The sequence below is a fragment of the Nonomuraea lactucae genome (assembly GCF_003313395.1).
GTDB lineage: Bacteria > Actinomycetota > Actinomycetes > Streptosporangiales > Streptosporangiaceae > Nonomuraea > Nonomuraea lactucae.
The window spans coordinates 1-18,473 of record NZ_QNFZ01000201.1 but is presented as its reverse complement, the minus strand read 5'-3'; the positions used below and the strand labels follow the sequence as shown (position 1 = coordinate 18,473).

12 protein-coding genes and 1 pseudogene are annotated in these 18,473 nt (G+C 70.9%); 9 read left to right on the top strand and 4 right to left on the bottom strand.

The window, feature by feature from the left end:
* Positions 1 to 221: 221 nt before the first annotated feature.
* The 3 genes from DQW85_RS12725 to DQW85_RS12715 all read right to left on the bottom strand — a co-directional run bounded on the left by DQW85_RS12725 (position 222) and on the right by DQW85_RS12715 (position 5,582).
* Positions 222 to 1,595, bottom strand: a complete 1,374-nt coding sequence (locus DQW85_RS12725; RefSeq protein ID WP_113700533.1) for a maltokinase N-terminal cap-like domain-containing protein — start codon at positions 1,593 to 1,595, stop codon at positions 222 to 224.
* Between the two features lie 4 nt (positions 1,596 to 1,599).
* The gene (gene treS, locus DQW85_RS12720) at positions 1,600 to 3,318 is read right to left on the bottom strand and encodes a maltose alpha-D-glucosyltransferase (RefSeq protein WP_113700532.1); all 1,719 of its coding nucleotides are present in this window, start codon (positions 3,316 to 3,318) and stop codon (positions 1,600 to 1,602) included.
* 71 nt (positions 3,319 to 3,389) lie between these two features.
* Positions 3,390 to 5,582, bottom strand: a complete 2,193-nt coding sequence (locus DQW85_RS12715; protein ID WP_113700531.1) for an alpha-1,4-glucan--maltose-1-phosphate maltosyltransferase — start codon at positions 5,580 to 5,582, stop codon at positions 3,390 to 3,392.
* 237 nt (positions 5,583 to 5,819) lie between these two features.
* Between DQW85_RS12715 and glgP the strand changes: the two genes are divergently transcribed.
* Positions 5,820 to 8,402 (top strand): alpha-glucan family phosphorylase, encoded by a 2,583-nt coding sequence (gene glgP, locus DQW85_RS12710; RefSeq protein ID WP_113700530.1) that lies wholly within the window; start codon positions 5,820 to 5,822, stop codon positions 8,400 to 8,402.
* 233 nt (positions 8,403 to 8,635) lie between these two features.
* Positions 8,636 to 9,532: a MurR/RpiR family transcriptional regulator gene (locus DQW85_RS12705; protein ID WP_113700529.1), complete on the top strand. Its 897-nt coding sequence runs from the start codon at positions 8,636 to 8,638 to the stop codon at positions 9,530 to 9,532.
* A 24-nt stretch (positions 9,533 to 9,556) separates the two neighbouring features.
* Here DQW85_RS12705 and DQW85_RS12700 read toward each other — a convergent pair.
* A pseudogene (locus tag DQW85_RS12700) lies at positions 9,557 to 10,420 on the bottom strand (N-acetylmuramoyl-L-alanine amidase); the annotation flags it as partial.
* A gap of 80 nt (positions 10,421 to 10,500) precedes the next feature.
* Here DQW85_RS12700 and DQW85_RS12695 point away from each other — a divergent pair.
* The 7 genes from DQW85_RS12695 to DQW85_RS12665 all read left to right on the top strand — a co-directional run.
* On the top strand, positions 10,501 to 11,274 hold the full coding sequence (locus tag DQW85_RS12695) for an enoyl-CoA hydratase/isomerase family protein (RefSeq protein ID WP_113700528.1): 774 nt from the start codon (positions 10,501 to 10,503) through the stop codon (positions 11,272 to 11,274).
* 66 nt (positions 11,275 to 11,340) lie between these two features.
* On the top strand, positions 11,341 to 11,757 hold the full coding sequence (locus DQW85_RS12690) for a hypothetical protein (protein ID WP_113700527.1): 417 nt from the start codon (positions 11,341 to 11,343) through the stop codon (positions 11,755 to 11,757).
* Positions 11,748 to 12,953, top strand: coding sequence for a DUF6395 domain-containing protein (locus DQW85_RS12685; protein WP_113700526.1), 1,206 nt, complete (start codon positions 11,748 to 11,750; stop codon positions 12,951 to 12,953). The genes DQW85_RS12690 and DQW85_RS12685 overlap by 10 nt, the downstream gene beginning before the upstream one ends.
* Before the next feature lie 106 nt (positions 12,954 to 13,059).
* Positions 13,060 to 14,610 carry a flavin monoamine oxidase family protein gene (locus DQW85_RS12680; RefSeq protein WP_240197129.1) on the top strand — a complete coding sequence of 517 codons (1,551 nt, stop codon included), beginning with the start codon at positions 13,060 to 13,062 and terminating at the stop codon, positions 14,608 to 14,610.
* 59 nt (positions 14,611 to 14,669) lie between these two features.
* Complete coding sequence (locus DQW85_RS12675) at positions 14,670 to 15,185, top strand: YbaK/EbsC family protein (protein ID WP_113700525.1); 516 nt, start codon at positions 14,670 to 14,672, stop codon at positions 15,183 to 15,185.
* A 149-nt stretch (positions 15,186 to 15,334) separates the two neighbouring features.
* Positions 15,335 to 17,401, top strand: coding sequence for a protein kinase domain-containing protein (locus DQW85_RS12670; RefSeq protein WP_113700524.1), 2,067 nt, complete (start codon positions 15,335 to 15,337; stop codon positions 17,399 to 17,401).
* Positions 17,402 to 17,417: 16 nt separating this feature from the next.
* The coding region (locus DQW85_RS12665; protein ID WP_162794935.1) for a serine/threonine-protein kinase at positions 17,418 to 18,473 on the top strand (1,056 nt) is incomplete at its 3' end.

Below are 18,473 nucleotides of genomic sequence, written 5' to 3'. Positions count from 1 at the left end.
CGTGCCGTGCCCGCGCCGCCCGGCGTGCCGTCACCCGTCAGCAGCAGGACACAGGCCGCGAGCCCCGCGGCCACCACCCCGGAGGCCGCGAGCACCACCACTCGCCGCATGGCGACTCCTTTACTCCGCGTTTACGAGTCCATGCGAAGAGTAATCGGAGCGGGCTCGGTTGTGAGCCGAACGGCGATATTCGCGCGCCCGGGCGTGCCGCCGCGCGACCGTCAGAGGTCGTCGCGGCGGAAGGCGGCCAGCGGGATGCCCACCCACGAGGGCCGGTTGCGGGCCTCGTAGACGACCTCGTACACCGCTTTCGACAGCTCGAAGGCGCGCAGCAGGGCGGCGTCACCCGTGGAGATCGACCCGCCGCCCTCGGCGTACCCGTCGAGGAACGCGGCCCGGTTGCGCTCCGACCACTCCTCGGCCCGGCCCTCCAGCAGCTCGGCGTCGGGGTGGCCGGCCAGCAGGTGCCTGGCCGCGTAGTCGAACGAGCGGAGCATCCCCGCCACGTCGCGCAGCGGCGACGACAGCGCCGTGCGCTCGGCCAGCGGCTGGCCCGGCTCGCCCTCGAAGTCCAGCACCACCCAGCCGGTGGTCGTCCGCATCACCTGGCCGAGGTGGTAGTCGCCGTGCACCCGCTGCACGGGCACCTCGCTGGTCAGCTCCTCGACCCGGTGGTAGGCGCTCTCCAGCGCGCCGACGTGGTCGCGCAGCTCGGGCACCTCCGCCACGGCCCGGCCCAGCTTGCGCCTGAACGCCTCGGCCATCCGCTTGACCTCGTGCATCTCGATGACGTCCGTGGGGAAGGCGAGGGCCAGCTCCTGGTGGACGCGGGCGGTGGCCGTGCCCAGCCGGAAGGACTCGGCCGCGAAGTCGCCGCCCGCCTCGGCCGCGCTGACGTCGAGCATGGAGCCGTAGAAGTCGCGGACGCTGGCGAGCGCGAGGTCCCAGCCGTCGTTGGAGTTGGAGAGGTACTCCTGCATGATCGCCAGCGTGGTCGGCGTCCCGTCGAGGTCGGTCTCGATCCACCCGTACGGCTGGGCGATGTGCGGGGCGTCGTGGGCCGCCAGGGCGGTGACGATCTCCAGTTCGGGGTTCACCCCGGGGATGAGGCGGCGGAAGAGCTTGCAGATGTAGGCGTCGCCGTACACCAGCGAGCTGTTGGACTGCTCGGCGCCGAGCACCAGGCTGCGCAGGGAGGTGTCGATGGTGACGCCTGGCATGTGCCGGAAGCGGACCTCGCCCCAGTCGCACTCCTGCGCCATGCAGTCGAGCAGCCAGGCCGTCAGCGCCGGGTCGTGGACGGCGTCGTAGGCGTACCACTCCTCCCGCTCGGGGCCGCCCTCGAAGGCGTAGGGGCCGTGCTGCCCGATGAGGGCGTGCTTCAACCGGTCGGGCAGCTCGCCGCGCATGCCCAGGAGCACCTGGTAGCGCTCGCGCGAGCCGCCCTGCCACACCGACACGACGAGGTGGCGGAGGCCGGGGTCGCCGGCCTCGATCGTGACGTCCGACTCGATCGACAGGCTGTCGATCGGGCGCCCCTTGCCGCCGAACCAACGTTGGCGGCCGATCCATGCGGCAAGGAGCTCGTGGAGCACGTTCCTACTCCTCCAGAGTGGGTGGCGGCGACTGGGTGGGAGGCGGCGGCAGGGTGAACCAATAGAAACCATGCCCAGGAAGAGTCAAAAGATACGGAAGTTCGCCAATTGGTGGGAATGGGACTCCACCCATCGTCTCGACAGGCGAGACGCCGACGAATCTCCGCAGGTCGAGCTCGACGGGCTGGGGGAAGCGGGAGAGGTTGTTGACGCAGAGCATCCGGTCGTCGCCCAGCTCGCGGACGAACGCCAGGACGCTCGGGTTGGAGGAGTTGAGCTCGATGAACTCACCCAGCCCGAACACCGGATGGCGCTTGCGGATCTCGATCATGCGCCGGGTCCAGTGGAGCAGCGACCCGGCGTTCTTCTGGTGCGCCTCGACATTGAGGCCCTGGTAGCCGTAGATCGGGTCCATGATCACCGGCAGGTAGAGCCGCCCCGGGTCGCAGTCGGAGAAGCCGGCGTTGCGGTCGGGGTCCCACTGCATGGGGGTGCGGACGCCGTCGCGGTCGCCCAGCCAGATGTTGTCGCCCATGCCGATCTCGTCGCCGTAGTAGAGCACCGGCGAGCCGGGCAGCGACAGGAGCAGCGCGGTGAACAGCTCGATCTGGTTGCGGTCGTTCTCCAGCAGCGGGGCCAGCCGCCGCCGGATGCCGACGTTGGCCCGCATGCGGGGGTCCTTGGCGTACTCGGCGTACATGTAGTCGCGTTCCTCGTCCGTCACCATCTCGAGCGTCAGCTCGTCGTGGTTGCGGAGGAAGATGCCCCACTGGCAGTTCTCCGGGATCTTGGGCGTCTGGGCCAGGATCTCGGAGATGGGGTAGCGCGACTCGCGGCGCACGGCCATGAAGATGCGCGGCATCAGCGGGAAGTGGAAGGCCATGTGGCACTCGTCGCCGCCGCCCACCGGGTCGCCGAAGTAGTCCACCACGTCCGAGGGCCACTGGTTGGCCTCGGCGAGCAGCACGGTGTCGGGGTAGAGGCGGTCCACCTCGGTCCGGATGCGCTTGAGGTACTCGTGGGTCTTCGGCAGGTTCTCGCAGTTGGTGCCCTCCTCCTCGAACAGGTAGGGCACCGCGTCCAGCCGGAAGCCGTCGATGCCGAGGTCGAGCCAGAAGCGCAGGACCTCCAGCATCGCGTCCTGGACGGCGGGGTTCTCGTAGTTGAGGTCGGGCTGGTGGTGGAAGAACCGGTGCCAGTAGTACTGGCCGCGCACCGGGTCGTAGGTCCAGTTGGAGGTCTCGGTGTCGATGAAGATGATGCGGGCGTCGGAGTAGCCCTGGTCGCTGTCCGCCCAGACGTAGAAGTCGCCGAACGGTCCCTCGGGGTCGTGGCGCGAGGCCTGGAACCAGGGGTGCGCGTCGCTGGTGTGGTTCATGACCAGGTCGGCGATGACGCGCATGCCTCGCTTGTGGGCCTCGTCGACGAGCTTCACGAAGTCGCCCAGGTCACCGAACTCGGGCAGGATCTTCATGAAGTCGGCGATGTCGTAGCCGCCGTCGCGCAGCGGCGACTCGTACAGGGGCAGGAGCCAGAGGCAGTCGACGCCGAGCCACTGCAGGTAGTCGAGCTTGCCGATCAGGCCCTTGATGTCGCCGGTGCCATCGCCGTTGGAGTCGGCGAAACCCCTGATCAGGACCTCGTAGAAGACGGCACGCTTGTACCAGTAGGGGTCGCGAGGCTTTTCCTCGTCGAAGGGGTTGGGTATGGGTGTGGAGCTCATGAACCCTCCCTAGCCGGGCTCATGACGGAGGCGCTTTCACACACGTCGAAGACTCCCCGCTGAATTCAGTTCTACCGTGGCGCGGCTCGTACGGTGAAGATGTGGGCAGGCTGGATATGGGGGTCGAGGCGCACATAATTCCTCTGCCGCCAACGATACGACTCGCCGGACAGTTCGTCGTCCACGACGAACTCCGCGTTCCAGTCGAGCCCGAGCGCCGGCAGGTCGAGGTCCACCATCGCCTCGTGGGTGTGGTGCGGGTCGAGGTTGATGACCGCCAGGACCACGTCGCCCAGGCCGTGCCGTCGTGTGGCCGTGTCGTAGGCGCCCGGGAGCCGCTTGGACATGCAGAGCATGTCCGGTTGGTCGACCCGGTGGAACCGTAGGTTACGCAATTCCTGCAGTGCCGGATGGGCTCTTCGGAACAAATTCAGGTGAGTGATGAAGGGCGCCAGAGTACGACCCTCTCGCTCAGCTACTTCCCATTCGCGAGGTCTGTACTGATATTTCTCGCTATCCAGGTATTCCTCGCTTCCTGGGCGAACTGGGATGTTTTCTCCGAGCTCGTACCCCGAATACACGCCCCACGTCGGTGAGGCCAGCGCGGCCAGCACGGCCCTGACCTTGAACGCCGGCAACCCGCCGTGCTGGAGGTACTCGTGCAGGATGTCCGGCGTGTTGACGAACAGGTTGGGCCGCAGGAAGTGCGACGTCTCGTGCGCCAGCTCCGAGAAGTAGCTCTCCACCTCCTGCTTGGAGTTGCGCCACGTGAAGTACGTGTAGGACTGGTGGAAGCCGATCTTGGCCAGCGTCTGCAGCATCGCCGGCCGGGTGAACGCCTCCGCCAGGAAGACCACGTCCGGGTCGGTCGCGCGGATGTCGGCCAGCAGCCGCTCCCAGAACCCCACCGGCTTGGTGTGCGGGTTGTCCACGCGGAAGATCCGCACCCCGTGGTCCATCCAGTGCCGCACCACCCGCTTGACCTCGGCGTAGATGCCCTCCGGGTCCCTGTCGAAGTTCAGCGGGTAGATGTCCTGATACTTCTTCGGCGGGTTCTCGGCGTACGCGATCGACCCGTCCGCCCGGATCGTGAACCACTCCGGGTGCTCCTTGACCCACGGATGGTCGGGGGAGCACTGCAGGGCCAGGTCGAGCGCCACCTCCATGCCCAGCTCGCGGGTCCGGCCGACGAACTCGTCGAAGTCCTCGATCGTGCCCAGATCGGGATGGACGGCGTCGTGCCCGCCGTCCTCCGAGCCGATCGCCCACGGCGAGCCGGGCTCGTCGGGCTCCGGGCTGAGCGTGTTGTTGCGCCCCTTGCGGAACGCGTGCCCGATCGGGTGGACGGGCGGCAGGTAGACGACGTCGAAGCCCATCTTGGCGACGGCCGGCAGCCGCCTGGCCGCCGTCTGGAACGTGCCGGACTTCGACACGCCCGACCCGTCGACGATCGCCCCCTCCGACCTGGGAAAGAACTCGTACCACGAGCCGTACAGGGCCCTGCGCCGCTCGACCCTGATCTTCCGCGGCCGTGACCTGGTCACCAGGTCACGGAGCGGATGCGCCTCCAGCAGGGACGCCGTCTCGGGCATCTGCGCCACGGACAGCCGGGCACGCGGATCGAGCCGCTCGTCCCGCAGGGTGGCGGCGATCGTGAGCAGCGCGGCCCGGTGCCCGCAGGCGCTCTCGCCGTTGCCGCCCTTGCCGGTGGAGCCCTTGGCCGAGCCCTTGGCCGAGACCTTGGCCGAGACCTTGGCGGGGGCCTTGACCGACGCCTTGGCGGTCGCCTTGCCGCCGGTGGGCTGCGCGGGGATGTGCCCGTTCCTGGCCTGCGGATTCGTCCGCCCGTTCGGGGCCGGGCAGTCGGCCTGCCGTACGCCGCGGGCCGCGCGCTCGAACAGCCGCGCGCCCTCCTCGCACATCAGCTCGACGTCCATGCCGCGCGGGATCTTGATCTCGGCGTCGTGCAGCCACGTCGCGATGGGATCGCTCCACGCCTCCACGCGGAACAGCCACTCGCCCTCGGTGGGCAGGCAGACCTCGACGCCCCACCGGTCGGTGCCGGGCGCCAGCTCGCGCATCGGTTTCAGGCGGCCACGCTGGCCGTCGGGCGAGGTGAGCACCACGCCGGCGGCCACGGCGTCGTGGCCCTCTCGGAAGACGGTCGCCGAGACCTCGAAGGTCTCGCCGGCGACCGCCTTGGCGGGCCACTGCCCGCAGTCGACGACGGGGTGGATGTCCGTGACGGGAATTCTTCCGATCATCGCATCTCAAGGTTGCGGCGGCACGCTCGGTACCGCCGGAGGCTTCCGTGGCAAGAACGATCCTTGCATGTAAATTGTGGGCAGCAGTGGATAGACCTCCCGTGTCCCCGGGAGAACCGACAATGGTGGAAGTTGCCCCAATACTCCCTCTTCATGCTTCTTCCCGGAAGGGGTTTGAACGCCACTGCTGGGGGTGAGGGTCTGAGAAGTCCCTCCTAGCCCATAGGGTGCACAAACGTGAGAGCTATCCGCCGGTTTACCGTACGCACCGTCTTGCCCCGGGAGCTGGCCGCACTCGGCGAGCTGGTGCACAATTTGCGGTGGTCTTGGCATCCCGAGACCACGGACCTGTTCGCCGAGGTCGACCCGCGCCTGTGGGAGCAGGTGGGGCACGACCCGGTGGCCCTGCTCGGCGCCGTCGACCCGGGCCGGCTGGCCGAGCTGGCCGCCGACCGCCGCTTCCTGCGCCGCCTCGCCGACGCGGCCGACGACCTGCGCGAGTACATGACCGCGCCCCGGTGGCACCAGACGCTGCCGGGCGCCGCCCGCGCCATCGCCTACTTCTCCCCCGAGTACGGGATCGCCGCCCCCCTCCCGCAGTACTCCGGAGGGCTCGGCATCCTGGCCGGAGACCACCTCAAGGCCGCCAGCGACCTGGGCGTGCCCATCCTCGCCGTCGGACTCCTCTACCGGCACGGCTACTTCACCCAGTCGCTCTCCCCGGAGGGCTGGCAGCTCGAGCACTACCCGTCGCTCGACGCGGGCGGGCTGCCGCTGACCCTGCTGAAGGAGGAGGACGGCACCCCGCTCAAGATCCGGATCGGCCTGCCCGACGGCCGCGCCCTGTACGCCCAGCTCTGGGTGGCCCAGGTCGGCCGGGTCCCGCTGCTGCTGCTCGACTCCGACGTGGCCGACAACGACACCGCCGCCCGCGACGTCACCGACCGGCTCTACGGCGGCGGCACCGACCACAGGCTCATGCAGGAGCTGCTGCTCGGCGTGGGCGGCGTGCGGGCCATCCGCGCCTACTGCCGCATCACCGGCCACCCCGAGCCCGAGGTGTTCCACACCAACGAGGGCCACGCCGGCTTCCTCGGCTTGGAGCGGATCCGCGAGCTGACCGAGGCCCGCCTGTCGTTCGACGAGGCGCTGGAGGCGGTCCGGGCCGGCACGGTCTTCACCACCCACACGCCCGTGCCCGCCGGCATCGACAGGTTCCCGATCGAGATGATCGAGCGGCACTTCGGCGGCGACAACGCCTGGCCGACGGTGCCCTTGGACCGCATCCTGGCCCTCGGCGCGGAGGAGGACCCGGGCCGGTTCAACATGGCGGTCATGGGCATGCGGCTGGCCCAGCGCGTCAACGGCGTGTCGGAGCTGCACGGCGCGGTCAGCCGGGAGATGTTCAAGGACCTCTGGCCCGGCTTCGACCTCGACGAGGTGCCGATCGGCTCGATCACCAACGGCGTGCACGCCCCGACCTGGGTGGGCCGCGAGCTGATGGAGCTGGCCGGACGCGAGCTGCCCACGCTGATCGACCGGGCGCGCGGCTGGGAGGGCGTGCAGAAGATCTCCGACTCCGACATCTGGGAGATCAGGAGCACGTTCCGGCGCCGCCTGGTCGAGGGCGCCCGCGTCAGGCTGCGCCAGGCGTGGCGCGACCGCGGCGCCTCCGACGCCGAGCTCGGCTGGATCGACGACGCCCTCGACCCCGAGGTGCTGACGATCGGCTTCGCCCGGCGCGTCCCCTCCTACAAGCGCCTCACGCTCATGCTCCGCGACCCCGACCGGCTGAGGAGCCTGCTGCTCGACCCCGTCAAGCCCGTCCAGATCGTGATCGCGGGCAAGGCCCACCCCGCCGACGAGGGCGGCAAGAAGCTGATCCAGCAGATCGTCAAGTTCGCAGACGAGGCCGACGTGCGCCACCGCATCGTCTTCCTCCCCGACTACGACATGGCGCTCGGCCAGCTCATGGTCCAGGGCTGCGACGTCTGGCTCAACAACCCCCTCCGGCCGCTGGAGGCGTCCGGCACCTCGGGCATGAAGTCGGCGCTGAACGGCGGGCTCAACCTGTCGATCCGCGACGGCTGGTGGGACGAGTGGTACGACGGCACCAACGGCTGGGCGATCCCCACGGCCGACGGCGTGGTCGACGCCGACCGGCGCGACGAGCTGGAGGCGAACGCCCTCTACGACCTGATCGAGCACGAGGTGTCCGACCGGTTCTACGACCGGGCGGCCGACGGGCCGCCGCGCCGCTGGCTGGAGATGGTCAAGCACACGCTGACCTCGCTCGGGCCCAAGGTGCTCGCCGGCCGGATGCTGCGCGACTACGTGGTCGGCCTCTACACCCCGGCGGCCGAGGCCGCCCGCGGGCTGTCGGCCGGCTCCCACGCGGGCGCCAAGTCGTTCGCCGCCTGGCGGCTGCGGGTCGCCAAGGCCTGGCCGGGGGTGCGGGTGGAGCACGTCGAGGGCTCGGGCGTCGAGGACACCCCCGAGGTCGGGGCCTCGCTGGAGCTGCGCGCCACGATCGCGCTCGGCGACCTGAAGCCCGACGACGTGCTGGTCCAGGCCGCCTACGGCAAGGTCGGCCCGCACGACGAGCTGGTCCACCCGTCCTACCTGGCCCTCACGCCCGGCGACGTGGACGACGACGGCCGCGTCCAGTACACCGGCGTGGTCCCGCTCGACCGCACCGGCCCGTTCGGCTACACCGTCCGCGTGGTGCCGCACCATCCGCTCGCCGCCTCGCCGGCCGAGCTCGGCCTGATCACCGTGCCCGAGGCGCCCGTCGGGATGACGAACGGCACGCTCAGGTGATCGCGGAGGCCGGAGAACGGGCCGCGCGCACGGGACCACGGGCCCATCCGATCTAGCGAGGGGACTGCCGGGTTCACCCGGCAGGGGAATCGCTTCCCTGATATAGTTCTTGTGTTCGGAAACGGGCAGGGCTTGTCCGTCGCCTACCTCAACCGAGGAAAGCGAGAAGCCGCTCCCTTCAGGGAGCGGAGGAGTCACGTGAACGACCTTGACGGCCCGGCATAATCAACACTGTGGACGACAGCGGGAACGGCCTACGGGCCGACACTCTGGTGGCCACGGTCCGCGGTGTGCTGCCGTCACTGACGCCCGCCGCCCAGACCGTCGCCCGCCTCATTCTCGAGGATCCGGCGACGGTGGCGCGCAGCACCATCACGGAGCTGTCGGCCGCCTCCGGCACCAGCGAGGCGACGATCGTGCGCACGGCCAGGCTGCTGGGCTTCGCGGGCTACCCGCAGCTCCGCCTGGCCCTGGCGGCGGCCGCCGCGCAGCCCGACCGGCTGGTGCCGGGTGACCTCGCCCCCGACGATCCGCTGTCGGAGGTCATCCTGAAGGTGGCGCGGGCCGAGTCCGAGGCGATCAACGACACGGTCGCGCAGCTCACCTCCGAGCGCCTCGGCCTGGTCGTCGACGCCATCACCACGGCCAGGCGGATCGACGCCTTCGGCGTGGGCGCCTCCGGCCTCGTCGCCGAGGACCTCGCCCAGAAGCTGCTGCGCATCGGGCTGTCCAGCCACGCCTTCCAGGACGCCCATCTCGCGCTGACCAGCGCGGTGCTGCTCAAGCCCGGTGACGTCGCGGTCGGCATCAGCACGTCGGGGGAGACGCCCGACGTGCTGGAGCCGCTGTCGAGGGCGGGGGAGGCCGGCGCGACCACCGTCGCGATCACCAACAACCCGCGCTCCGCCATCGCGGGGCTGGCCGAGCACGTGCTGATCTCGGCCGGGCGCGAGACGGAGTTCCGTCCCGGGGCCCTGGCCAGCCGCATCAGCCAGCTCCTCGTCGTCGACTGCCTGTTCGTCGGCGTCGCCCAGCGCACGTTCGACACCTCCCAGGAGGCGCTGCAGAGCACCAGGCGCGCCGTCGAGGACTTCACCCGGCGCTCGTCGGCCGCCGGCCGGAGAGGCTGAGCCTGTCCCGGACCGGGCCGCCGGCTAGCCGGCGAAGCCGATCCGCACGTCGTCGGCCTTGACGAACATCACCCGGTGCCCGAACTGGACCCGCAGATACCGCGTCCTGCCCCGCACCACCCGGTGGTTCGCCGGGTCGAAGGTGACGGCCCGGTAGTACTCCGTGGCGGCGGAGCCGGCCAGCGTGTACTTCTCGCCCGCCGAGAAGGTGTACTGCAGCGGGGTGACCGCCTGGTACGGGACGTCCGCCGGGTACGCCTCCTTCTCCGGGTACGCCCGGCCGTACACGGGGACCGTGGCGAGGCCCGGCCTGGGGGTCACCACGAGGCCCATGGACGGGACGGCGGTCGGCGCGGAGGCCGGGTTGTGGAACCAGGCCTTCTGGCCGAGGTACCAGATGGCGGTCCAGTCGCCCCGCCGGTCGGCCACGGCGAAGCGCTGGCCGGTGGCGGCGCGGGCGCTGTGGTCGTACACGCTGTAGAGCGAGTCGCCGGTCGGGTGCTTGCCGATGTCCTTGGCCAGCGGCGCGTCGGCGCGCGGCTCGGTGCGCAGCCACACCGTGGAGGCGGGGAGCGGCGGGCAGGGGTTCGACGGGTTCTCGCGGTCGCAGCCGTAGAAGTACGGCCTGTTCGTGGCGTAGTCGGGCTTGATCATGACCGAGCCGGACCGGGAGCCGCCGAACGGGTGCAGCGGAGCGCCCATCAGCTCGAAGTAGTGGGCCCAGTCCCAGAACGGGCCCGGGTCCTCGTGCATGCCCTTGACCGTGGTGGGGAGCGTGCCCGGCACGTTGTCGTGGCCGAGGATGTGCGCCCGGTCCAGCGGCACGCCGTGCCTCATGGCCAGGTAGCGCACCAGCCTGGCCGACGAGCGGTACATCGCCTCGGTGTACCAGCTGCCGCCCTCGGCGGGGCAGTCAAGCGTCTCAAGATTACGGGAGCGCGTTCCGGGCCTCTTGTAGGGTTCCGGGCATGGGTGAGTTCGTACGCGTAGAGGTGGCCGACCAGATCGCCACGATCAGGCTTGATCGTCCGAAGATGAACGCCCTCAACGGCCGGATGCAGCAGGAGATCGGCGAGGCGGCCCGCGCGGTCGACGCGGACCCGGCCGTGCACGCGGTGGTCGTCTACGGCGGCGAGCGCGTCTTCGCCGCAGGGGTCGACATCAAGGAGATGCTGACCATGTCCTACGCCGAGATGGCGCTCCACTCCGGCCCCCTCCAGGAGTGCTTCACCGCCGTCGCCCGCATCGGCAAGCCCGTGATCGCGGCCGTCACCGGCTACGCGCTGGGCGGCGGCTGCGAGCTCGCCCTGTGCGCCGACTTCCGCCTCGCCGGAGAGTCGGCCAGGCTCGGCCAGCCCGAGATCCAGCTCGGCCTCATCCCCGGCGCCGGAGGCACCCAGCGACTGCCGCGCCTGATCGGCCCGTCCCGAGCCAAGGACCTCATCTACAGCGGCCGGCACGTCACCGCCACCGAGGCCCTCGCCATCGGCCTGGTCGACAGGGTCGTGCCCGACGCCGACGTCTACACGGCGGCCCTGGAATGGGCGTCCACCTTCGCCGGCGGCCCGACGGTCGCGCTCCGGGCGGCCAAGCAGGCCGTGGACCACGGCCTGGAGACCGACCTCGACACGGGGCTGGAGATCGAGCGACTGCAGTTCTCCGGCATGTTCGCCACGGACGACGCCCGCATCGGCATGACGGCCTTCACCGAGAAGGGCAAGCCCACCTTCACCGGCCGCTGACCCTCACCGGAGCGGGTTGCGAACCGCATCCTGTTAGGCGGCGGTTTACCACTATGGTGGCGTTTCATGATGCGCGTCCTGGTCCCCGCTCGGCTGCGTAAAGCCGTGCGCACGTGGTTCGATGCCCGCTACATCTCCATCGCCGACCACCGCCAAGACATCAGGGACGCGCTCTGGGAGGTGCAGACCCTGCGGCGCGAGATGGCGGCGCTGCAGGCCGAGGTCGAACGCCTCAGGAACGCCAGGCCGCCCGCCGCCGACACGCGGCGGGCCGGCGCGGCGGCGGCGTCCGACAAGACGGCGCCTGACAAGACGGCGCCTGACAAAGCCAGGATCGACGACACGCACCGCCTGGCCCAGGAGACCGCCAAGGCGCTGGACGGCGTGCTGCAGAACGAGGTCCTGGTCTGGCAGGCCATCGACGAACTCAGGTCCCGCCTCACCGCCGCCCCCACCTCCTCCGAGGAGCGGCCGTGCGTGTGACCTGGACGGGCGGTGAACTGGGTTTCCGCCTCGACCCCGAGGACGAGATCACCGGCAGGGCCGCCGACGGTTACCCCGTCAAGCTGGCGATCAACTCCTGCGCCCTGTCCGGCGTACCCGACGACGCGCACCCCGACCTCTTCGCCGTGGCCGCCTGGACCGTCGTGGCCCCATGGACACGCCGGAAGATCACCTTCGATCGAGCCGTCTCGGCCGAGGTGGCGGCCGCGTTACACGACGGGTGGGGGATCGAGGCCGGTCCCGTGGGAGCCGAGCCCCGCCGTGCCGGGCGGACGCTGGCGATCTCCTACAGCGGCGGCGCGGACTCCGTGGCGGCGGCGGCCGTCTACCCCGACGCGCCCTTCGTGCACTTCAGGCGGGTGTCGCATCCCCGGGTCCCGAACCGGTGGCCGCACTACCGCTCCGACGTCCTGGCCAAGCTCGCCGAGCGCACCGGGCGTGACCTGACCGTCGTCGGGTCCGACCTGGAGTTCACGCTGGCCGAGCCCCGGCCGGGCTATCCCGAGCACCACGCCGTCGCGGCCGGGGCGCTGCTGCTGGCGGACCGGCTGGGCCTCGGCGGGCTGGGATTCGGGTACGAGCTGGGCTCGCGATGGCTCGGCGGCGACCGCTACGTGCTGCGCTACACGCCCGACAACGTCCTGTGGGCGCCGCACGGCGCGTGGGGACGGTTGTTCGCCGCGGTGGGCGTGCACATCGTGCTGCCCGTCGGCGGGGTGAGCGAGGCGGTCACCATGCGGCTGGCCGTGAACTCGGATCTCAAGGATCAGGTCCGATGGTGCCTGCGCGGGACGGACGGCCCGTGCCGTACCTGCGGCAAGTGCCTGTACAAGGAGCTCATCCTGGCCGCCGTCGAGCGGCGACCCCTCGACACGCCCATCACCGCCGACCGCCCCGTGGCGCGCAAGTGGCGCCTGCCGCCCCCTTACGGCGGGCAGGAGATGATCGAGTACGGCCTGGCCCGCGTGCCCGGCATCGAACACACGCTGTTCGCCAAGGCGCTCGACCACCTACGGCCCACCGAGGAGTCCACGAGCTGGCTGGACCACTGCTACCCGCCGTCGATCGAGGAGATCCCGGCCCCGTGGCGCGAGCGGGCGGCCGCGTTCATGGCCGAGCACGTGGGGTTCATGACGGACGACGAGATCCGCCGGGTGGAGACGTGGGGGTCCTGACGGCCCCCACGGCTGACGGACGGCCGCCCCCTGGGTGTACGGTGCGGAGCGGTCGTCGCGGGCTCGGTGGGCGTGGCAGGGTGCGCCGGATCGCAGGGAGGTGGGCGTGGAGGGGGCGGCGTTGACCCGGCGCGGGTTGCTCGTCGGGATCGGGGCGGCCGGTGGCGCGGGGGCCATGTACGCCGCCATGGGCGCACTCGGGCTGGCGCCCGCCCGGCAGGACATGCGGTTCGCGCCCCCGCAGCCCGGCGACTTCTCCCTGCGGGGCAGGGCCGCCGCCAAGGTGGTGATCCTGGGCGCCGGGGTGGCCGGGTTGACCGCTGCGTACGAGCTGGGCAAGGCCGGGTACGACTGCACGGTGCTGGAGGCCAGGGGGAAGGCCGGCGGGCGCAACCTCACGCTGCGCGGCGGCGACCGGCTGGACGAGCTCAACGGCCCGTCGCAGGAGGCCAGGTTCGGCGAGGGTGTCTACTTCAACGCCGGTCCCGGGCGGATCGCGCCGTGGATGGTCCCGCTCGACTACTGCCGCGAGCTGGGCGTCCCGATCGAGACGTTCGTGAACAACAACGCCCAGGCGTACGTGCACACGAACGGGCAGAGCGTGCGGGCCCGCACCGCGCGCGCCGACATGTACGGATATGTCGCGGAATTGTTGGCTAAGGCAACAAATGTCGGTGCGCTCGACCAGAAAATGACCAAGGACGACCGGGAGAGGCTCCTGGAGTTCCTGCGCAGGTTCGGCGATCTCGGCCCCGAATTCGACTACCAAGGCTCTCCCCGGCGCGGTTTCCTGAAATATCCGGCGACGGAGGCCGGCACCCCCCTGCCCGGCCCCGGCCGGCTCCACGACGTGCTCGCCGCGGGCACCGGCCGTGCGATCACCAACGACTTCGGCCACGACCAGGCGACCCCGATGTTCCAGCCGGTCGGCGGCATGGACGCGATCGTCGCCAAGCTGGCCGAGGCAGTGGGCAGCGACAGGATCAGGACCGGCGCCCGCGTCACCAAGATCACCAATCTGGCCGACGGCGTCGAGGTCACGTGGAACGGCGGCCAGATCAAGGCCGACTACTGCGTCGCCACCCTCCCGCCGCACGTCCTCGCCCGCATCCCGCACAACCTGGGGGCCCAGGTCACCGCCGCACTGAAGACGCCCGTCCCGGTCGCCGCCGGCAAGATCGGCCTGGAGTACGGCAGACGCTGGTGGGAGCTCGAAGACCGCATCTACGGCGGCGTCACCGAGACCGACCTCGACATCACCCACATCTGGTATCCGTCCCACGACTACCACGCCGAACACGGCGTCCTCGTCGGCTACTACAACACCGACGAGCACGCCGAGCTGTACGGCGCGCTCACTCCCGAGGACCGCAGGCGGCGCGCCCTCACCCAGGGCAGGAAGATCCACGGCGACAAGTACGGCAAGGGCCTGCTGTCCAGCGTCTCGATCGCCTGGGAACGCCAGGAGCACATCCAGGGCGGCTGGGTGCGCTGGCCGTCCGTTGATTCGGCGTTCACTCTTCTGCAACGTCCCAGCGGAAGGGTTTACTTCGCGGGCGACTGGCTCACCCAGCTGATCGCCTGGCAGGCGGGAGCCATGGAGTCGGCCCGTGGCGTCGTCACCCACCTGCACCAACGGGTGTTGCAGTCCTCGTGACGTCGCGCGCGGCCTCCTGGAGCGGCGTAGGGTCCTGGAGGAGCGACCGAGGAGATGGGATGGCGTTGCACTGGATGCCCGCGACCGAGCGGACCGACCTGCTGGCCGAGCCGGTGGCGCGGGCCGTCGCGGAGCTGGGCCCCGGTGCGGAGGTGGCCGAGATAGACCCGGAGCTGGCCGACACGGCGGCGTTCTGCGAGCGCTACGGTGTCGGGCTCGACGAGTCGGCCAACTGCGTGGTCGTCGCCGGCAGGCGGGGCGGCGAGACGCGCTACGCGGCCTGCATGGTGCTCGCGACGGCGCGGGTGGATGTCAACGGCGTGGTGCGCAGGCACCTGGACACGCGCAAGGCGAGCTTCGCGCCGATGGCGCGGGCGGTGGAGCTGACAGGCATGGAATACGGCGGCATCACCCCGCTCGGCCTGCCCGGCGACTGGCCGATCCTGGTCGACGCCGACGTCGCCGAGCACCCGAGAGTGGTGATCGGGAGCGGAGTGCGCCGGTCCAAGCTGGCCGTCCCGGGGGCCGCGCTGGCCGGGCTGAAGGGCGCGGAGGTGCTTCCGCTGGCGATCTGAGCCACCGGGCACCCGAGCCCGCACCGCGACTTTTGAATGCTGTAGCCAATTCGAGACCGTGGAATGGGAAACCGATGGGCCCGATTCGGACGTTGTACGAGTGGGAATGTGGCCTCATGGTTCATCTCGTGGGCGGGGAATAAGCCGGTATGGTGCTTCATGCCATGAACGATGACCGACTTGGCCCTTACCGGCTGCTCAGGCGGCTAGGTGAAGGCGGAATGGGCGTTGTCCACCTCGCCGTCGACCCGCAGGGGCGGCAGGTGGCGGTCAAGGTCCTGCGCGGCGAGGTCGCCGGAGACGAGGTCGCCAGGCGGCGCCTGTCGCGCGAGGTCGAGACCATGCGCCGGGTGCGGAGCACCTACATCGCGGAGGTGCTCGACGCCGACGTCACCGGTCATCGCCCGTACATCGTCACCAGATACGTCGCCGGACGCTCACTGGACGAGATCGTCAAGGACGAGGGGCCGCTGGAGCTGCCCGCGCTGGTCCGGATCGCACACGGCGTGGCCGCGGCGCTGGCCGCCGTCCACTCGGTCGGCGTGATCCACCGCGACCTCAAGCCGGGCAACGTGCTGATCATCGACGGCGAGCCCGTCCTGATCGACTTCGGCATCGCCCAGGCCGTCGACGCCACCAGGCTGACCCAGACGGGCATGTTCATCGGCACGCCCGGCTTCCTGGCCCCCGAGATCATCGAGGGACAGGAGGCGGGGCCCGAGGTGGACGTCCACGCCTGGGCGGGCACGCTGCTCTACGCCGCCACCGGCCAGCCGCCGTTCGGCAAGGGCACGCTGGAGATGATCTTCTACAACATCACCGCGGGCAAGGCCGACGTCAGCGCGGCTCCCGCGCCCCTGCAGCCGCTGCTCAAGGCGGCCTTCCAGCGCAACCCGGCCAAGCGCCCGAAGGCGCCCGAGCTGGCCGAGCAGACCGCCCGGATGCTGCCCAAGAAGTTCAGCCAAGTGCCGGACGAGATCTCCACGGTGCCGCGGCCCGACCTTCCGCCGCCCACGCCCGTCGACAGCCGGCCGGCGTACGAGATCTCGACGCCGCCCGTGACGCCGAGGCAGCTCATCGAAGGTCACCAGGCCCGCTCCGCGCCGCCGCAGAGCGGCCAGCCGTCGCACCCGTCCCAAGGGTTCCCGCCGCAAGGGGGGCTGCCGCCCCACCAGCAGGAGCCGTACGTCTCGCTCCTCCCCGACCAGGGCGACCCGTGGCCGACCCGCAGGGTGACGCCCGAGGAGCTGCGCCGGATGCAGCGCGACAGCGGCCCGCAGCAGCCCTGGCAGGCGTCCCCGCAGGCCGGCAACCACGTCTCCCAGGTGCCGCCGCACGAGGCGGACGTCCCCACCAGGCGCGTACGGCCCGACACGCCCGACTACGGCAGGCCCACCGGGTGGCCCGGCTCCGGGTCGCCCAGCTCCGGGTCGCCCGGCCCGGCGCCCCAGCCGTCGCCCGGTCCCATGCCGCAGCCGTCTCCCGGTCCGGTGCAGCAGCAGCGCCCACTCCAGCAGCCGCCGCCCCCCTACATCCCGGCGCAGGCGCAGTATCCCCTCGACCCCCAGACCAGGCGCGAGCCGTTCATCCCGGGCGCGCGTCCGGGCCAGGCGCTTCAGCGTTCCAAGGCGTACGGCGTGGCGAGCGCGATGCTGCTGGTCGTCATGATCGCGGCGGCCGTGCTGGCGCCCGTGCTGGTGGCCGTGGTCGCCATCCCCGTCGCGGTGCTGCTGCGCGCGGCCGACCTGGCGCAGCGCGAGCTCACCGCGCGCCGCTCGACCGGGTCGGCGGCGCTCGACGTGGTCAGGGTGTTCGGCCATCCCAAGGCTCTGGCCAAGTCCGTGGGCATGACGCTCGCGCTGACGCTCTACGCGCTCATCCTCGGCCTGCCGGTGACGCTGCTGCTCACCGTGGTGGTCGGCACCGACCCCCACAACGCGCTGGCCTGGGGTTCGGCGGTGGCTCTGTGGACGCTCTGCGCGGGACCGGGAGTGGAGGGACCTGGCCGCCAGATGCGCAGGACCCTCTCATCCCTCGTACCCTCGAGAACAGCGGCGATGGTGTTGGCGGGAGTGCTCGCGGCGGCCGCCGCGCTCTCGCTGGTCCTCGCCTACGGCACTTTCAGGGACAACGCGAGGAGGGCCGTATGGACTCCGGTGGACGTCGGACCTGTGGTGGAGCAGCTCAACGGACTGAAAGGAAACTCGGGGGGATGACGCGGGGACGGTGGCGATGAGCACGGGCAACACCCAGGCGCCGGAGCGGCTCGGCCCTTACCGGGTGGTGCGGAAGATCGGCGAGGGTGGCATGGGGGTTGTCCACCTCGGCGTCGACTCCGAGGGGCGCGAGGTGGCCATCAAGGTGCTGCACCCGCACGTGGCAGCCGACCTCAAGGCGCGAGACCGGCTCACCCGCGAGGTCGAGACGATGCGCCGGGTGCGCAGCCCGTACGTCGCCGAGGTGCTCGACGCCGAGCTGGTCGGCGGCCAGCCGTACGTGGTGACCCGCTTCGCGCCGGGCCGCACGCTGGAGGACACCGTCCTGGCGGACGGCGCGCTGAGCGCGCGCGAGGTGATCAAGCTGGCCCGCGGGCTCTGCCAGGCGCTGGTGTCCATCCACGCCGCCGACGTGATCCACCGTGACTTCAAGCCGTCCAACGTCATGCTGGTCGGCGGCGAGCCGCTGGTCATCGACTTCGGCATCGCCCACCTGGTCAACGCCACCAGGCTGACCCAGACGGGGATGTTCGTCGGCACGCCCGGCTACCTGGCGCCCGAGATCATCCGTGACTCGGAGATCACACAGGCGGCCGACGTGCACGCGCTGGCCTCGACGGTGTTCTTCGCCGCGACGGGCGCGCCGCCGTTCGGCACCGGCACGTTCGAGGCGGTCTGCTTCAACATCATGGAAGGCCGAGCCCAGCTGGACAAGGCGCCCGCGTGGCTGCGCGGGTGGCTCAGCCGCGCTCTGAACGTCGAGCCGGCCGCCCGGCCCAGTGCCCAGGAGCTGCTGCGGATGGCCAGGGCGCTCGACCCGTCGGTGACCACGTTCCACGAGACGCCGCCGCAGGGCTCGCCCACCGCGACGAAGAAGCTCTCGACGCGGACGCGGACCATGGACACGTTCTCCGACCTGCTGCCGCCGGTCGAGTACGAACGCCCGAGGCCGCGGCAGGACGAGCGGCCGCCTCCCTACGTCCCGGCGCCGATGGCTGCGCGCCCGCCCGCGCCGCGCGCCGACCAGCGGGTGGCTGGCTATCCCGCCCCGCAGCAGGCGCAGCGGCCGGTG

Bases quoted from the DNA above. Each gene is read 5' to 3' on its own strand.
- treS (WP_113700532.1), bottom strand. From the start codon at position 3,318: ATGAGCTCCACACCCATACCCAACCCCTTCGACGAGGAAAAGCCTCGC.
- DQW85_RS12715 (WP_113700531.1), bottom strand. From the start codon at position 5,582: ATGATCGGAAGAATTCCCGTCACGGACATCCACCCCGTCGTCGACTGC.
- DQW85_RS12695 (WP_113700528.1), top strand. From the start codon at position 10,501: ATGGGTGAGTTCGTACGCGTAGAGGTGGCCGACCAGATCGCCACGATC.
- DQW85_RS12690 (WP_113700527.1), top strand. From the start codon at position 11,341: ATGATGCGCGTCCTGGTCCCCGCTCGGCTGCGTAAAGCCGTGCGCACG.
- DQW85_RS12675 (WP_113700525.1), top strand. From the start codon at position 14,670: ATGGCGTTGCACTGGATGCCCGCGACCGAGCGGACCGACCTGCTGGCC.
- DQW85_RS12670 (WP_113700524.1), top strand. From the start codon at position 15,335: ATGGTGCTTCATGCCATGAACGATGACCGACTTGGCCCTTACCGGCTG.